We start from the raw sequence: 14,563 nt of genomic DNA, 5'->3' as shown, positions 1-14,563 counted from the left end.
TATATAGAAGGAGGGCGTAGATAGATAACAGATGGAGTGGTTTATGGCGGATACGCGTCGTTGGGTGTGGCTTGGCGGGATTGTTCTGCTGTGCGGTTTTGTGTTCTTGCTGCATTCGATCCTGACGCCGTTTCTGGTGGCGCTGCTGCTCGCGTATCTGTTCGATCCTGTGGTGGATCGCCTGGAAAAAGCCGGTATGTCGCGCACTTGGGGTGTGGTTACGGTATTTGCGCTGTTCACGCTGATTATCACGGCGCTGGTGTTGATACTGGTGCCGATGTTGGCCAAGCAACTGTTTCGTCTCTATGAACTGGCGCCGCAGATGCTCGACTGGTTGCAGCACACGGCAATGCCGTGGGCGCAGTCCAAGTTTGGGCTGGCGGATGGTTTCTGGAAGTTCGACAAGGTCAAGGCGGCCATCAGCGAGCACATGGACAAGACCACCGACATCGTCAGTGTGGTGCTCAGCCAGGCGACCGCTTCAAGCCTGGCGCTGATCGGCTGGTTGACCAACCTGGTGCTGATCCCGGTGGTGGCGTTCTACCTGCTGCGGGACTGGGACATCATGATGGCCAAGATCCGCAGCCTGCTGCCCCGCGACCGCGAAGAACGCATCGTCTCGCTGGCAGGAGAATGCCATGAGGTGCTCGGTGCATTTGTGCGCGGCCAATTGCTGGTGATGCTGGCCTTGGGGGTTATCTACGCTGCCGGTCTGATGGCGATCGGCCTGGAGCTGGGGCTGTTGATCGGCCTGATCGCGGGCCTGGCGGCTATCGTGCCGTACATGGGCTTTGTGATTGGTATCGGTGCGGCGCTGGTGGCGGGCTTGTTCCAGTTTGGCGGCGACCTTTACCCGATGCTGGGGATTGTCGCGGTATTCATGGTCGGCCAGGCGTTGGAAGGCATGGTGCTGACGCCGCTGCTGGTGGGCGATCGGATTGGCCTGCACCCGGTGGCGGTGATCTTTGCGATCCTGGCCGGTGGCGAGTTGTTCGGCTTTACCGGCATCCTGCTCGCGCTGCCGGTGGCGGCGGTGATCATGGTGCTGGTACGGCATGTACACGACTTGTATAAGGATTCGGACGTGTATACAGGCATTGATGAGCCTGATTTGTAATCGTGATGTCACAAACCCGGCTCAGGCCGGGTTTGTCATTTATGGCGGCGGGTGCGTCAAACAATTCGCGTAAATTCGCCAGGTTAACGCAAACCTTTGATTTTGCTTGTGGTCTGCTGCATTGTGCGCCCGGCGTCACGGGTATAAACTTTGCAAACTTTACATAGAGGCCACTAACGGTTCGATGGGAGCCGTTCAGTCAGCATGAAACCGATTCAGCTGCCCCTAGGTGTGCGTCTGCGTGATGACGCTACCTTTATCAACTACTACCCAGGCGCCAATGCCGCTGCACTCGGCTATGTCGAGCGGCTCTGCGAAGCCGACGCCGGGTGGACTGAAAGCCTGATCTACCTGTGGGGCAAGCATGGCGTGGGGCGTACCCACCTGCTGCAGGCCGCATGCCTGCGTTTCGAGCAGATGGGGGAGCCGGCGGTGTACCTGCCCCTGGCCGAGTTGATGGATCGCGGTATCGGCATCTTCGACAACCTTGAGCAGTACGAGCTGGTGTGTCTCGACGACTTGCAGGCAGTGGCCGGCAAAGCGGAATGGGAAGAAGCGCTGTTTCATCTGTTCAACCGCCTGCGCGACAGCGGCCGCCGCCTGCTGATCGCCGCATCGACTTCACCGCGTGAGCTGCCGGTGAAGCTGGCTGACCTCAAGTCTCGCCTGACCCTGGCGCTGATCTTCCAGATGCGCCCGTTGTCCGACGAAGACAAGTTGCGTGCCCTGCAACTGCGCGCGTCCCGTCGCGGCCTGCACCTGACCGATGAAGTCGGGCACTTTATCCTTACCCGTGGCACTCGCAGCATGAGCGCGTTGTTCGATTTGCTCGAACAGCTCGACCAGGCCTCGTTGCAGGCGCAAAGGAAATTGACGATCCCTTTCCTGAAAGAAACCTTGGGTTGGTAAGTGATTGATTTGCTATGGTTCGGCACTTTTCAGGCGCCAGAAAACCTGCGCTTGAGCCCGTCAGGCCACGCAGTAGCAGCGATAAATGGAATTACGGCTTAGATGTCATGGTCGAAACCAGAAGTCACATAGATCGCGATTGAATTTGCAAATCGATGTGATAGAGGGCATAGTCTCGGCTTCTTTACACATCAGCCACGGTCGTGCCCATGCTAAATCGCTTCGCACCCCTCGTGCCTCTCGCACTCGTTACCCTGTTGTTTGGTTGCGCCTCCCACCCTCAGCAGGTGGTAGAGCAGCAGAAGCCACAACAGCAGACTCAACAAAAATTTGTCGCCGCCCAGTCTTCCACTGTTTATGAGGAAGAGCTGGCCACTGAAAAGGAACTGGTCGATTTCTCCGGCAGCAAGCCTTACCAGCTGCCTTTGCTGGCTGACAGCATCCTTGAGCGCGGCAAGTCCCTGATCGGTACACGTTACCGTTTTGGCGGTACCTCTGAAGCTGGTTTCGACTGCAGCGGCTTCATCGGTTACCTGTTTCGTGAAGAAGCCGGCATGAATCTGCCTCGCTCGACGCGCGAAATGATCAACGTGGATGCACCGTTGGTCGCACGCAACAACCTCAAGCCGGGTGATCTGCTTTTCTTTAGTACCAGTGGTCGTGGGCGTGTCAGCCACGCTGGTATCTACTTGGGTGATAACCAGTTTATTCACTCCAGCAGCCGCCGCAGTGGTGGTGTCCGGGTCGATAATCTGGGTGACAGCTACTGGAGCAAAACCTTTATCGAAGCCAAGCGCGCACTTGCCATGGCCCCGACTACAGTTACCGCTAGTAAGTAAAGTTAAAGTGATACTTGAAGTTTGACGTGTAAGCGCTAGAATCCCTGGACATTGTTGTCATCCGTTCGCGCGAGCTTTGCTTGCGCGTTCTGGTTTTCAACGTTCGGCAGCGAAAGCCGCATCCAGACCAGGATTGTTCTGCACATGTCGACCTCGGCCCGCCTGATTCTTATTGTTTGCGCCGCGCTGCTCAGCGCCTGCGCGAGCCGTCCACCGCCGCCCGCGCCTGTAGCGGTCAAGCCCAAGCCGGTGTTCAACTACGCCACCCAGAATTTCTCGCCCGCTGCCGAAGATGTGCTCTTCCGCGCCCTGGGCCTGGTCGGCACGCCTTATCGTTGGGGCGGCAACACGCCGGACTCGGGATTTGATTGCAGCGGCTTGATTGGCTTTGTATTCCGCGATGCCGCCGGTATCTCCCTGCCGCGCACCACCCGCGAGCTGATTGTGATGCGTGCCCAGGACGTCAGCGAGCAGAACCTGCAAACCGGTGACCTGCTGTTCTTCGCCACCGGTGGTGGTTCGCGGGTCAGCCATGCGGGTATTTATGTCGGCGAAGGGCGCTTTGTGCATGCGCCACAGACCGGCGGTACGGTGAAGCTGGATACGCTATCCAAAGCGTATTGGCAGAATGCCTACCTGAGTGCCAAACGCGTGTTGCCAGGGAATCTGGCGCGTAACCCCTGAATCAATAAAACTCCAAAATGTGGGAGCGGGCTTGCCCGCGAATGCAGTGTGTCAGTTAACGGATTAGTTGGCTGGGCCACCGTAATCGCGGGCAAGCCCGCTCCCACATCGGTGTGTGGCGATTTACTTAACAGCCGACACCCGCCAAACCTTATTGCCCACATCATCGGCCACCAGCAAATCCCCCTGCTGATCAATCACCACGCCGACCGGCCGGCCCATGGCTTTCTCATCGCTGTTGAGAAACCCTGTGAGCACATCCACCGGCTGTCCTTTTGGCTGGCCCCCTTCAAACGGCACGAAAATCACCTTGTAGCCACTGTGCGGCTTGCGATTCCACGAACCATGCTGGCCGATAAACGCACCGTTGCTGAACTGCGCGGGCAGTTTATTGCCCTCGGCGAATGTCAGCCCCAGTGAGGCGGTATGAGGACCTACCGCATAGTCCGGCGCGATGGCCTTGGCGACCAGATCAGGGTTTTGCGGCGTGACACGCACATCCACATGCTGGCCGTAATAGCTGAAGGGCCAGCCATAAAACCCGCCATCCTTGACCGAGGTGATGTAATCCGGCACTAGATCACTGCCGATTTCATCGCGCTCGTTGACCGCCGTCCACAGCTTGCCGCTCTGTGGTTCCCACGCCATGCCGTTGGGGTTGCGCAGGCCGGAGGCAAAAATGCGGTGCTTGCCGCTGGCGCGGTCGACTTCCCAGATAGCGGCGCGGCCCTGCTCTGCCTCCAGGCCGTTTTCGCCGACGTTGCTGTTGGAACCGACGCTCACATACAACTTGCTGCCATCCTTGCTGGCTACCACGTTTTTCGTCCAGTGGTGGTTCAACGGCCCGCCCGGTAGGTCCACGACCGTAGTGCCCTGGGCTTTGATCGCGGTTTCACCAGGCTGATAGGGGAAGCGCAGCAACTTATCCGAGTCCGCCACATACAGGTCGTTGCCGACCAGTGTCATGCCAAAGGGCGAATTGAGATTCTCCAGGAACACCGTGCGGGTTTCGGCCACGCCATCGTGATCGGCATCGCGCAGCAACGTAATGCGGTTGGGGCTCGGCACGCCAGCACCGGCACGGCCCATGACTTTTTCCATTACCCAGCCACGCACGCCTTTGGAATCGTCCGGCTTGGGTGGTGCATTGGTCTCGGCCACCAGCACGTCGCCGTTGGGTAGTACGTAGAGCCAGCGCGGGTGATCCAAACCCTCGGCGAACGCGGCAACCCGGGTGCCGGCAGCGGCGGTTGGCTTGGCGCCCTCCGGCCAGCCGATGGCCGGGGCGATATTGACGGTGGGGACCAGGGTCTTGTTCGGCTGCGGCAGCTTGGGCGCAGGCCCGGTGCCGTCGGAGACCTGCAAGGTAGAGCTTTCACCGCAGGCGGTGAGGCCGCCGGCGAGCATGATCAGTAAGGCGAGTCGGGTTTTATGCATGGTTTTCTCCTAGGTACCTGTAAAGGTAGAGAAGCACGGTGTGCGGATGGTTCAAGTACCAGGCCAGCTTTAATTGACGCTCCACCCCCAACCCACTAACCTTCGCGGCTTGTTCCAGGTGCTCTGTGGCGTGCGCGTCGGCAGAGTGAAACAGGGAAGCCGGTGAGTGAGCGCACTTGTACACAGTGTTGCCGCGATTCCGGCGCTGCCCCCGCAACGGTAAATGAGTCAAGACGGTGCTGTTTGCCACTGTATCGCTCGCGATATGGGAAGGCGCGCCCTCGGCTGCTTCGATAAGACGCGCCACTCATGAGTCCGGAGACCGGCCTTGAACATTCAACAGCATCACGGTGGGCGATGCTTGGCTGTCTGTTTTTTCTTTTTCCTGCCCGCCGTTTTTTGTCCAGCCCCAACGGAGAGCTGCCATGACCGATTCCCCCGACCGCGACGAACGCCACTTGGCGCGCATGCTGCGCAAAAAAGCCGTGATCGACGAGCGCATCGCCAATTCACCGAATGAGTGCGGCCTGTTGCTGGTACTGACCGGCAATGGTAAAGGCAAGAGCAGCTCGGCCTTCGGCATGCTGGCCCGCGCCATGGGCCATGGCATGCAGTGCGGTGTGGTGCAGTTCATCAAAGGCCGCAACAGCACCGGCGAAGAGCTGTTCTTCCGACGCTTTCCCGAGCAGGTGCGCTTTCATGTGATGGGCGAAGGCTTCACTTGGGAAACCCAGGACCGCCAGCGCGACATCGCCGCCGCCGAGGCGGCCTGGGCTGTGTCCCGTGCAATGTTGCAAGACGCCTCTATCGGCCTGGTGGTGCTGGACGAGCTGAACATTGCCCTCAAGCACGGCTACCTGGACCTGGACCAGGTACTCAGCGACCTGCAAGCCCGCCCGCCGATGCAGCATGTGGTGGTCACCGGCCGCGGCGCCAAGCCGGAACTGATTGAAATGGCCGACACCGTCACCGAAATGGGCATGCTCAAGCACGCGTTCCAGGCCGGTATCAAGGCCCAGAAAGGCGTCGAACTTTGAATCAGCCCCGTCATTGCCCGGCCGTATTGATCGCCGCTCCGGCGTCCGGCCAGGGCAAAACCACCGTCACCGCCGCGCTGGCGCGTTTGCATCGCAACCTGGGACGCAAGGTACGCGTGTTCAAATGCGGGCCGGACTTTCTCGACCCGATGATCCACGAGCGCGCCAGCGGTGCGCCGGTGTATCAACTGGACATGTGGATGGTGGGTGAGCAGGAAAGTCGTCGTCTGCTCTGGGAGGCGGCAGGGGAGGCCGACCTGATCCTGATCGAAGGCGTGATGGGCTTGTTCGACGGTACGCCCTCCAGCGCCGACCTGGCGCGGCACTTCGGCGTGCCGGTACTGGGCGTGATCGATGGCACCGCCATGGCCCAGACCTTTGGCGCCCTGGCCCTGGGCCTGGCACGTTATCAACCCGACCTGCCGTTTGCTGGCGTGCTGGCCAACCGCGTCGGTACTTTGCGTCATGCCCAGTTGCTCGAAGGCAGCCTCACCGAGGGCTTGCGCTGGTACGGCGCGTTGTCCCGGGAAACCGGCATCGAACTGCCCAGCCGCCACCTGGGCCTGGTGCAAGCCAGTGAATTGAATGACCTCGATGTGCGCTTGGACGCCGCCGCCCAGGCTCTGGGCAGCAGTTGTGAAGTGGCCCTGCCGCCGCCCGTGACCTTTGCCGCGCCCGCAGTGATCGAGGCTGAGCCGTTGCTCGTCGGTGTGCGCATCGCCGTGGCCCGTGACGAAGCCTTTGCCTTTACCTACGGCGCCAGCCTTGACCTGTTACGGGCGATGGGCGCCGAGCTGAGCTTTTTCTCACCGATCCATGATCGCCAACTGCCGGAAGCTGACAGTCTGTATCTGCCCGGCGGGTATCCGGAATTGCACCACCAGGCATTGTCGGCAAACATCCCGATGCTGGAGGCCATCCGTGCGCATCACGCCGCCGGCAAACCGCTGCTCGCTGAATGCGGCGGCATGCTCTACCTGCTCGATTCGCTCACCGATGTGCACGGTACTCGCGCCGAACTGGTTGGCCTGCTGCAGGGCGATGCAGTGATGCAAAAGAAACTTGCAGCCCTGGCCCTGCAAAGCGTCGAACTGCCGGAAGGTGTCCTGCGCGGCCACACCTATCACCATTCCCTGACCAGTACCGAATGTACGCCGATTGCCCGCGGCCTGAGCCCCAACGGTGGGCGCGGTGCCGAAGCGGTGTACCGCCAAGATCGGATGACCGCGTCCTACGTGCACTTTTATTTCCCGTCCAACCCGCGCGCGGTGGCCGCGTTGTTCGCGCCAGACCTTCAGACCGCTATCGCAGGCAAGCCAGCTCCCACAGGGGAATGCATTCCAAATGTGGGAGGGGGCTTGCCCCCGATGAGGCCATGACTGACAACGCCTTCCCCCAGGCCGACCGCGACGCCGTCTACCGTGCCATCGCCGAACGCCGCGACATGCGCCACTTCATTGGCGGCAACGTCGCCCCGGAACTGCTGCAGCGCCTGCTCCAGGCCGCGCACCAGGCGCCAAGCGTCGGCCTGATGCAGCCCTGGCGCTTTATCCGCATCAGCGACCGGCCTTTGCGTGGGCAGATTCAACAGCTGGTGGAAGTAGAGCGCGTGCGCACCGCCGAGGCCTTGGGTGAGCGCTCCGATGCGTTCATGAAGCTCAAGGTCGAAGGTATCAACGACTGCGCCGAAGTGTTGGTGGCTGCGCTGATGGACGACCGCGAGCGCCACATTTTCGGGCGCCGTACCTTGCCGGAAATGGACATGGCGTCGTTATCCTGTGCAATCCAGAACCTATGGCTGGCGGCGCGTGTGGAAGGCTTGGGCATGGGCTGGGTCTCGCTGTTCGAACCCCAGGCCCTGGCCGAGCTGCTGGGCTTGCCGCCCGGTGCCAAGCCCCTGGCGGTGTTATGCCTGGGGCCCGTGGCGCAATTCTATCCGGCACCGATGTTGCAGCTTGAAGGCTGGACCGAGCCGCGACCGCTGAGTGACATGCTGTATGAAAACAAGTGGGGAGTGAGTCAATGAGTGTGGCCTTGCTGTGTGTCGCTGCGGTGGCGCTGGATGCGCTGCTGGGTGAGCCCAGGCGCTGGCATCCGCTGGTGGCGTTCGGCAATTTCGCCGGGCGTATCGAGCAGCGTTTCAATACTGGTGGACGCGGCTGGCGCAGCCATGGCGTGACCGCGTGGTTTATCGCGGTGGTGCCGCTGACCCTGCTGGCCACGGCTTTGTCATGGGCGCCGTTTATTGGCTGGCTCGTGGAAATCCTGGCGTTGTACTGCGCCCTTGGCATGCGCAGCCTGGGCGAGCATGTGACCCCGGTGGCCCAGGCCCTGCGCAGGGATGACCTCGACGAGGCGCGCAAACGCGTGAGCTACCTGGTCAGCCGCCAGACCAGCGAACTGGACCGCACTGAAGTCGCCCGCGCCGCCACTGAGTCAGTGCTGGAAAATGGCAGCGACGCGGTATTCGCCGCGCTGTTCTGGTTCGTGGTGGCCGGTGTGCCAGGGGTGGTGCTCTATCGCCTGAGCAACACCCTGGATGCCATGTGGGGCTATCGCAACGAACGCTTCGAACGCTTTGGCTGGGCGGCCGCCAAGATAGACGATGTGCTCAACTATATTCCTGCGCGCCTGGTGGCTTTGACCTACGCGTTGTTGGGCAAAACCCGCTTGGCCCTCAAATGCTGGCGCGTCCAGGGTCCGACCTGGGACAGCCCCAACGCCGGGCCGGTGATGGCTGCCGGTGCCGGTGCACTGGGGGTCGAATTGGGCGGTGCGGCGATTTATCACGGCGAGGTGCATCAGCGCCCGCAGTTGGGCGAAGGTTCACCGGCCGACGCCTATTCCATTGAGCGCGGCTGGCAACTGGTGCAACGCGGCGTATGGTTGTGGTTGTTGGTCCTGTGCGTAGGGGCACACATCTATGCTTGAACACGGTGGTCGGCTGCGAAAGGCCGCGATTGAGTATGGGATTGCCGAAGCGGATTGGCTCGACCTGTCCAGTGGCCTGGCGCCCTGGCCGTGGCCGATTCCCGAAATCCCGTTGCGTGCCTGGGCACGCCTGCCGGAAAGCGACGACGGCCTGGAGCAGGCCGCCAGCGACTATTACGGTACCGCCCAGTTGTTGCCGGTGCCGGGCTCCCAGGCCGCGATCCAGTTGCTGCCGCGCCTGCGTCGTTCCGGCAAGGTCGGCGTGCTCTCGCCCTGTTATGCCGAGCACGCCGAAGCCTGGCGTCGCGCTGGCTACGTGGTGCGTGAAGTGCAGGAGCAGGAGGTCGATTTCTTTCTCGACGGCCTCGACGTGCTGGTGGTGGTCAACCCCAACAATCCCACGGGCCTGAGCCTGCCACCGCAGCGCCTGCTGGACTGGCATGCACGGCTGGCCCAGCGCGGTGGCTGGCTGATAGTGGACGAGGCCTTCATGGACGTTACCCCGGAGTTGAGCCTGGCCAGCCATACCCATGAGGTCGGTTTGATCGTGCTGCGTTCATTCGGCAAGTTCTTCGGCCTGGCCGGTGTGCGCCTGGGCTTTGTGCTGGCCGAACGTAAGTTGCTCAAGTTGCTCGCCGAGCAGGTCGGGCCCTGGGCCGTCAGCGGGCCGACACGGGTACTGGGCCAAGTGTGCCTGCGCGATACCGCCGGGCACACCCGCCAGCGCAAGCGCTGCATCGAAGCCGGCCAGCGCTTGTTCGAGCTGCTTGAACGCCGGGGCTTTGAGCCCCACGGCGGTTGCGCGTTGTTCCAGTGGCTGATTACGCCGCACGCCGAACGCCTGCACGAGTTCATGGCCCAGCGCGGCATCCTGTTGCGCCTGTTTGTGCATGACAGCAGCGTGCGTTTCGGCCTGCCCGATACCGACGCCGATTGGCTGCGACTCGACCAGGCCCTGGCCGCCTACAAGGAAGCCACATGAGTACCCTGATGGTGCAGGGCACCACCTCCGATGCCGGCAAGAGCACCCTGGTGACCGCGCTGTGTCGCTGGCTGGTGCGCCAGGGCGTGGCGGTGGTGCCGTTCAAGCCACAGAACATGGCGCTCAACAGCGCCGTCACTGCCGAAGGCGGCGAAATCGGCCGTGCCCAGGCGGTCCAGGCCCAGGCCGCCAACCTGGCGCCCCACACCGATATGAACCCGGTGTTGCTCAAGCCCAACAGCGATACCGGTTCTCAAGTGATCATCCATGGCCGCGCCGTGACCAGCATGAACGCCGTGGCCTATCACGACTACAAGGCTATCGCGATGCAAGCGGTACTGGCTTCCCACGCGCGTTTGAGCCAAGCCTACCCGGTGGTGATGGTCGAGGGTGCGGGTTCCCCGGCCGAGATCAACCTGCGTGCCAACGACATTGCCAACATGGGCTTTGCCGAAGCAGTGGATTGCCCGGTGCTGTTGATCGCCGACATCAATCGCGGCGGCGTGTTCGCCCATCTGGTCGGCACGCTGGAACTGCTTTCGCCCAGTGAGCAGGCGCGGGTCAAGGGTTTCATCATCAACCGTTTTCGCGGTGATATCGCGCTGCTGCAGCCTGGGCTGGATTGGCTGGAGGCGCGCACCGGCAAGCCGGTGGTGGGGGTGTTGCCCTATGTGATGGACCTGCACCTGGAGGCCGAAGACGGTATCGATCAGCGCCAGATCGACAAGGCCGCCCAGGTGCTCAAGGTGGTGGTGCCGGTGTTGCCGCGTATCAGCAACCATACGGATTTCGACCCGTTGCGCCTGCATCCCCAGGTGGATTTGCAGTTTGTCGGGCCGGGCCAGGCGATTCCCGCGGCTGACTTGATCATCCTGCCGGGGTCGAAGAGCGTGCGCAGCGATTTGGCGTACTTGCGTGCCAATGGTTGGGATATGGCCGTGACGCGGCATTTGCGTTATGGCGGCAAGGTGCTGGGGATTTGCGGTGGGTTGCAGATGTTGGGTGAGCAGGTGCATGACCCGCTTGGGCTGGAGGGTGTGGGCGGGTCCAGTGCTGGTCTTGGGCTGCTGGCGTTTACTACGACGCTGGAGGAAGAGAAGCAACTGCGTAATGTACGCGGGCGTTTGGTGCTCGAGGATGCGCAGGTCAGTGGGTATGAGATTCATGCGGGGGTGACGTCGGGTGATGCCCTATTGAGCGCGGCCGTGCTGCTGGACGATGGGCGCAGCGATGGGGCGCTGAGTGCTGATGGGCAGATTCTTGGCACCTACCTGCATGGGCTGTTTGAGACGCCGGCGGCGTGCAGTGCCTTGTTGCGCTGGGCTGGGTTGCAGGATGTGCAAGAGGTGGATTATCACGGGTTGCGCGAGCGTGATATCGAGCGGCTCGCGGACTTGGTTGAGCACCACTTGGACACCGATTTGTTGCGCAACCTTTGTGGGATCTGACGGTGTTCGAGTGTGGGAGGGAGCTTGCCCCCGATGGCGTCCTGCCGGGTTACCCACGGATTCAAGCCTGCGTTCGGCCAGCGTGGTTTAACGGGGCGCCTAAGATCAAAAGCAAGATCAACAGCGGCTCGCTGCGCATCGTGGTTAGGTTTGGCGGCGGGCTTTTGCTTTTCTGTGGGAGCGGGCTTGCTCGCGAAAAACCTGAGAGCGCCGCGTTCATTCTGGCTTCCCGCTCCATCCATGACTTTTACAGGGCTAATTCCATGCTCCAACTGATCTTGGGCGGCGCACGCTCGGGCAAGAGTCGCCTTGCTGAAAAGCTCGCCAGCGATGGCGGTTTACCGGTCACTTACATCGCCACCAGCCAGCCGCTGGACGGTGAAATGAATCAGCGGGTTGCCCTGCATCGTGAGCGTCGTCCAGACCATTGGGGGTTGATTGAAGAACCCCTCGAGCTGGCGCGGGTGCTGGGTGAAAACGCGGCTGCCGACCATTGCCTGTTGGTGGACTGCCTGACGTTATGGCTCACCAATCTTCTGATGCTCGAAGACGCCGATCGCCTGGCGTTCGAGCGTGATCAACTGCTGCAAACCCTGGCGTCGCTGCCGGGTGAAATTATTTTTGTCAGCAACGAGACCGGTCTGGGTGTCGTGCCGCTGGGCGAATTGACTCGCCGTTATGTGGATGAAGCCGGTTGGCTGCATCAAGCCTTGGCCGAGCGGTGTCAGCGTGTTGTGTTGACGGTCGCCGGTCTGCCCCTGACTTTGAAAGGTACTGCGTTATGACGGATTCCTGGTGGCTCAAGCCCTGCAAGGCGATCGATGCCGCTGCCCACGAACAGGCGCTGGCGCGTCAGCAGCAGTTGACCAAACCGGCCGGTTCCCTCGGTCAGTTGGAAGCGCTGGCGGTGCAGTTGGCGGGCTTGCAGGGCCAGGTCAGACCGTCGGTAGATCGACTGTGGATCGCGATTTTTGCCGGCGATCATGGCGTGGTTGCCGAAGGCGTGTCGGCATTTCCCCAGGAGGTGACTGGGCAGATGCTGCATAACTTTGTCACCGGTGGTGCGGCGATCAGCGTGTTGGCGCGGCAGCTGGATGCGCAGTTGGAAGTGGTCGACCTCGGCACCGTCACGCCGTCGCTGGATTTGCCCGGCGTGCGTCACCTGAATATCGGCGCGGGCACGGCCAATTTCGTCGAAGGCCCGGCGATGACCCAGGCCCAGGGGCAACTGGCCCTGCAAGCCGGTCGAGACAGCGTAAGCCGCGCCCTGGACAGCGACGCGCAGTTGTTTATCGGCGGCGAGATGGGCATCGGCAATACCACTGCGGCCAGCGCCTTGGCCTGTGCCTTGCTGGAGTGCCCGGTGAGTGACCTGACAGGCCCGGGCACGGGTTTGAATGCCGCGGGTGTCAGCCACAAGGTCGCGGTCATCGAGCGGGCATTGGTGTTGCATGCCGCTCAGCGTGGTGATGCATTGCAAACGCTGTTCAACCTCGGCGGCTTTGAAATGGCGGCGCTGGTCGGCGCTTATCTGGCCTGTGCCCAAGAAGGTATTGCGGTGCTGGTGGATGGCTTTATCTGCAGCGTTGCCGCACTGGTGGCGGTGCGCTTGAACCCGGGGTGCCGCGAATGGCTGATGTTCGGCCATCGAGGCGCCGAGCCGGGCCATCGCCACGTGCTGCGCAGCCTGGATGCCCGACCTTTGCTGGAGCTGGACCTGCGCCTGGGCGAGGGCAGTGGTGCAGCGCTGGCGGTGCCGTTGTTGCGCCTGGCGTGTGCACTGCATGGGCAGATGGCAACGTTTGCCGAAGCGGCCGTGGCGGATCGCCCCGCATGACCTTGCACCTGGACCTGCTGCGCCACGGCGAAACCGAGCTGGGCGGCGGCCTGCGTGGCAGCCTGGACGATGCATTGACCGCCAGGGGTTGGGCACAGATGCGCGCCGCAGTGGTGGAGCAGGGGCCGTGGGATCGGCTGATCAGCTCGCCGCTGCAACGCTGTGCCTTGTTTGCCCAGGAGTTGGGGGCACAGCTCGACCTGCCGGTGAGTCTTGAGCCTGATGTGCAAGAACTCCACTTCGGCGCCTGGGAAGGCCAGAGCGCAGCCGCACTGATGGAAACCGATGCCGAAGGGCTGGGTTTGTTCTGGGCTGATCCCTATGCGTTCACGCCGCCGCAAGGCGAGCCGGTCATTGAGTTTTCCGAGCGGGTGCTCGGCGCTGTCTCGCGGCTGCGTCAGGCTTATGCTGGCCAGCGCGTGCTATTGATCAGCCACGGCGGCGTGATGCGCCTGCTATTGGCCCGCGCACGCGGTTTGCCCCGTGAGCAATTGCTGAATGTCGAAGTCGGCCACGGCGCTTTGTTCAGCCTGCAGGTTGGCGCCGATAGCGTCTTGAAGGAAGGAGCCTGACGATGCTGGCGTTCTGGATCGCCCTGCAATTTCTCAGTAGCCTGCCGATCCGTTTGCCGGGCATGCCACAGCCCCATGAGCTGGGCCGCTCGTTGCTGTTTTATCCGCTGGTGGGGCTGCTGTTCGGCATGCTGCTATGGGGCCTGAACCTGATATTGATGGGCGCGCCCTCGTTGCTGCATGCCGCACTGCTATTGGTGGCCTGGGTGCTGCTCAGTGGCGGCCTGCACCTGGATGGTCTGGCGGACAGCGCCGATGCATGGCTGGGTGGCTTTGGTGACCGCGAGCGCACCCTCAGCATCATGAAAGACCCGCGCAGCGGCCCGATTGCGGTGGTCACTCTGGGGCTGGTGCTGCTGCTCAAGTTCAGCGCGTTGGTGGCGTTGATCGAGCAACACAATGGCGCCGCCTTGATTCTGGCGCCCCTCATCGGACGTGCTTCGATGCTGGCGCTGTTTCTCACCACGCGCTATGTGCGGGCGGGCGGATTGGGCCAGGCATTGTCAGATCATCTGCCGCGAATTGTCGGCCAACAGGTGCTGATCCTCAGCGGCCTGGCGTGCATCCTGATTGGCGGTTTCAACGGCGGCATCGCGGTGTTGCTGGCGGTGCTGTGCTTCGTGTGGCTGCGTCACTTGATGGTCAGGCGTCTGGGCGGCACCACGGGCGATACGGCCGGTGCGCTATTGGAGCTGCTTGAAGTTGCCGTCCTGGTCGGGCTCGCGCTGTAAGCCTTTCTTGCATTTCCTTAACTCCGGGTATATACACGC

General features: G+C 62.0%; 15 protein-coding genes and 1 riboswitch. Of the genes, 14 read left to right on the top strand and 1 reads right to left on the bottom strand.

The window, feature by feature from the left end; genetic code table 11:
• The first annotated feature begins 43 nt into the window (after nucleotides 1-43).
• The 4 genes from TU73_RS08580 to TU73_RS08565 all read left to right on the top strand — a co-directional run bounded on the left by TU73_RS08580 (nucleotide 44) and on the right by TU73_RS08565 (nucleotide 3,549).
• The gene (locus tag TU73_RS08580; RefSeq protein WP_043048930.1) at nucleotides 44-1,117 is read left to right on the top strand and encodes an AI-2E family transporter; all 1,074 of its coding nucleotides are present in this window, start codon (nucleotides 44-46) and stop codon (nucleotides 1,115-1,117) included.
• Between the two features lie 204 nt (nucleotides 1,118-1,321).
• Nucleotides 1,322-2,026, top strand: a complete 705-nt coding sequence (hda, locus tag TU73_RS08575; RefSeq protein ID WP_003193052.1) for a DnaA regulatory inactivator Hda — start codon at nucleotides 1,322-1,324, stop codon at nucleotides 2,024-2,026.
• Nucleotides 2,027-2,235: 209 nt separating this feature from the next.
• The gene (locus TU73_RS08570) at nucleotides 2,236-2,865 is read left to right on the top strand and encodes a C40 family peptidase (protein ID WP_057011827.1); all 630 of its coding nucleotides are present in this window, start codon (nucleotides 2,236-2,238) and stop codon (nucleotides 2,863-2,865) included.
• 144 nt (nucleotides 2,866-3,009) lie between these two features.
• Nucleotides 3,010-3,549 (top strand): C40 family peptidase, encoded by a 540-nt coding sequence (locus TU73_RS08565; protein WP_034117134.1) that lies wholly within the window; start codon nucleotides 3,010-3,012, stop codon nucleotides 3,547-3,549.
• 123 nt (nucleotides 3,550-3,672) lie between these two features.
• On the opposite strand, the gene TU73_RS08560 is transcribed toward TU73_RS08565, so the two are convergent.
• Entirely contained in the window at nucleotides 3,673-4,986 is a 1,314-nt protein-coding gene (locus tag TU73_RS08560) for a PQQ-dependent sugar dehydrogenase (RefSeq protein WP_057011826.1), read from the bottom strand.
• A gap of 99 nt (nucleotides 4,987-5,085) precedes the next feature.
• Nucleotides 5,086-5,331: riboswitch (cobalamin riboswitch) on the top strand.
• Nucleotides 5,332-5,411: 80 nt separating this feature from the next.
• Here TU73_RS08560 and cobO point away from each other — a divergent pair.
• The 10 genes from cobO (at nucleotide 5,412) to TU73_RS08510 (ending at nucleotide 14,524) form a co-directional block, all read left to right on the top strand.
• Nucleotides 5,412-6,023 carry a cob(I)yrinic acid a,c-diamide adenosyltransferase gene (gene cobO / locus TU73_RS08555; protein WP_043048925.1) on the top strand — a complete coding sequence of 204 codons (612 nt, stop codon included), beginning with the start codon at nucleotides 5,412-5,414 and terminating at the stop codon, nucleotides 6,021-6,023.
• Entirely contained in the window at nucleotides 6,020-7,402 is a 1,383-nt protein-coding gene (locus TU73_RS08550) for a cobyrinic acid a,c-diamide synthase CobB (RefSeq protein WP_057011825.1), read from the top strand. The genes cobO and TU73_RS08550 overlap by 4 nt, the downstream gene beginning before the upstream one ends.
• The gene (gene bluB, locus TU73_RS08545) at nucleotides 7,399-8,049 is read left to right on the top strand and encodes a 5,6-dimethylbenzimidazole synthase (protein ID WP_057011824.1); all 651 of its coding nucleotides are present in this window, start codon (nucleotides 7,399-7,401) and stop codon (nucleotides 8,047-8,049) included. The genes TU73_RS08550 and bluB overlap by 4 nt, the downstream gene beginning before the upstream one ends.
• On the top strand, nucleotides 8,046-8,954 hold the full coding sequence (gene cbiB, locus TU73_RS08540) for an adenosylcobinamide-phosphate synthase CbiB (RefSeq protein ID WP_057011823.1): 909 nt from the start codon (nucleotides 8,046-8,048) through the stop codon (nucleotides 8,952-8,954). The genes bluB and cbiB overlap by 4 nt, the downstream gene beginning before the upstream one ends.
• Nucleotides 8,947-9,936, top strand: a complete 990-nt coding sequence (gene cobD / locus TU73_RS08535; RefSeq protein ID WP_057011822.1) for a threonine-phosphate decarboxylase CobD — start codon at nucleotides 8,947-8,949, stop codon at nucleotides 9,934-9,936. Before cbiB ends, cobD begins: the two co-directional genes overlap by 8 nt.
• Nucleotides 9,933-11,384 carry a cobyric acid synthase gene (locus TU73_RS08530; RefSeq protein WP_057011821.1) on the top strand — a complete coding sequence of 484 codons (1,452 nt, stop codon included), beginning with the start codon at nucleotides 9,933-9,935 and terminating at the stop codon, nucleotides 11,382-11,384. The genes cobD and TU73_RS08530 overlap by 4 nt, the downstream gene beginning before the upstream one ends.
• A gap of 263 nt (nucleotides 11,385-11,647) precedes the next feature.
• Nucleotides 11,648-12,169, top strand: coding sequence for a bifunctional adenosylcobinamide kinase/adenosylcobinamide-phosphate guanylyltransferase (gene cobU, locus TU73_RS08525; RefSeq protein WP_057011820.1), 522 nt, complete (start codon nucleotides 11,648-11,650; stop codon nucleotides 12,167-12,169).
• Nucleotides 12,166-13,221 carry a nicotinate-nucleotide--dimethylbenzimidazole phosphoribosyltransferase gene (gene cobT / locus TU73_RS08520; protein ID WP_057011819.1) on the top strand — a complete coding sequence of 352 codons (1,056 nt, stop codon included), beginning with the start codon at nucleotides 12,166-12,168 and terminating at the stop codon, nucleotides 13,219-13,221. Before cobU ends, cobT begins: the two co-directional genes overlap by 4 nt.
• Nucleotides 13,218-13,793 (top strand): alpha-ribazole phosphatase family protein, encoded by a 576-nt coding sequence (gene cobC / locus TU73_RS08515; protein ID WP_057011818.1) that lies wholly within the window; start codon nucleotides 13,218-13,220, stop codon nucleotides 13,791-13,793. Before cobT ends, cobC begins: the two co-directional genes overlap by 4 nt.
• A 2-nt stretch (nucleotides 13,794-13,795) precedes the next feature.
• Nucleotides 13,796-14,524 (top strand): adenosylcobinamide-GDP ribazoletransferase, encoded by a 729-nt coding sequence (locus tag TU73_RS08510; protein WP_057011817.1) that lies wholly within the window; start codon nucleotides 13,796-13,798, stop codon nucleotides 14,522-14,524.
• Nucleotides 14,525-14,563: the final 39 nt, after the last annotated feature.

Origin of the sequence: Pseudomonas libanensis, from assembly GCF_001439685.1 — a bacterium.
Classification (GTDB): domain Bacteria; phylum Pseudomonadota; class Gammaproteobacteria; order Pseudomonadales; family Pseudomonadaceae; genus Aquipseudomonas; species Aquipseudomonas libanensis.
The sequence above is the reverse complement of the archived record's forward strand: the minus strand, read 5'-3'. Positions and strand labels throughout refer to the sequence as shown.

Coding starts and splice junctions, on each gene's coding strand:
- cobO (WP_043048925.1), top strand. CDS start 5,412: ATGACCGATTCCCCCGACCGCGACGAACGCCACTTGGCGCGCATGCTG.
- cobD (WP_057011822.1), top strand. CDS start 8,947: ATGCTTGAACACGGTGGTCGGCTGCGAAAGGCCGCGATTGAGTATGGG.
- TU73_RS08510 (WP_057011817.1), top strand. CDS start 13,796: ATGCTGGCGTTCTGGATCGCCCTGCAATTTCTCAGTAGCCTGCCGATC.
- cobC (WP_057011818.1), top strand. CDS start 13,218: ATGACCTTGCACCTGGACCTGCTGCGCCACGGCGAAACCGAGCTGGGC.
- hda (WP_003193052.1), top strand. CDS start 1,322: ATGAAACCGATTCAGCTGCCCCTAGGTGTGCGTCTGCGTGATGACGCT.
- cobT (WP_057011819.1), top strand. CDS start 12,166: ATGACGGATTCCTGGTGGCTCAAGCCCTGCAAGGCGATCGATGCCGCT.
- cbiB (WP_057011823.1), top strand. CDS start 8,046: ATGAGTGTGGCCTTGCTGTGTGTCGCTGCGGTGGCGCTGGATGCGCTG.
- TU73_RS08570 (WP_057011827.1), top strand. CDS start 2,236: ATGCTAAATCGCTTCGCACCCCTCGTGCCTCTCGCACTCGTTACCCTG.
- cobU (WP_057011820.1), top strand. CDS start 11,648: ATGCTCCAACTGATCTTGGGCGGCGCACGCTCGGGCAAGAGTCGCCTT.
- TU73_RS08580 (WP_043048930.1), top strand. CDS start 44: ATGGCGGATACGCGTCGTTGGGTGTGGCTTGGCGGGATTGTTCTGCTG.
- bluB (WP_057011824.1), top strand. CDS start 7,399: ATGACTGACAACGCCTTCCCCCAGGCCGACCGCGACGCCGTCTACCGT.
- TU73_RS08530 (WP_057011821.1), top strand. CDS start 9,933: ATGAGTACCCTGATGGTGCAGGGCACCACCTCCGATGCCGGCAAGAGC.
- TU73_RS08565 (WP_034117134.1), top strand. CDS start 3,010: ATGTCGACCTCGGCCCGCCTGATTCTTATTGTTTGCGCCGCGCTGCTC.
- TU73_RS08560 (WP_057011826.1), bottom strand. CDS start 4,986: ATGCATAAAACCCGACTCGCCTTACTGATCATGCTCGCCGGCGGCCTC.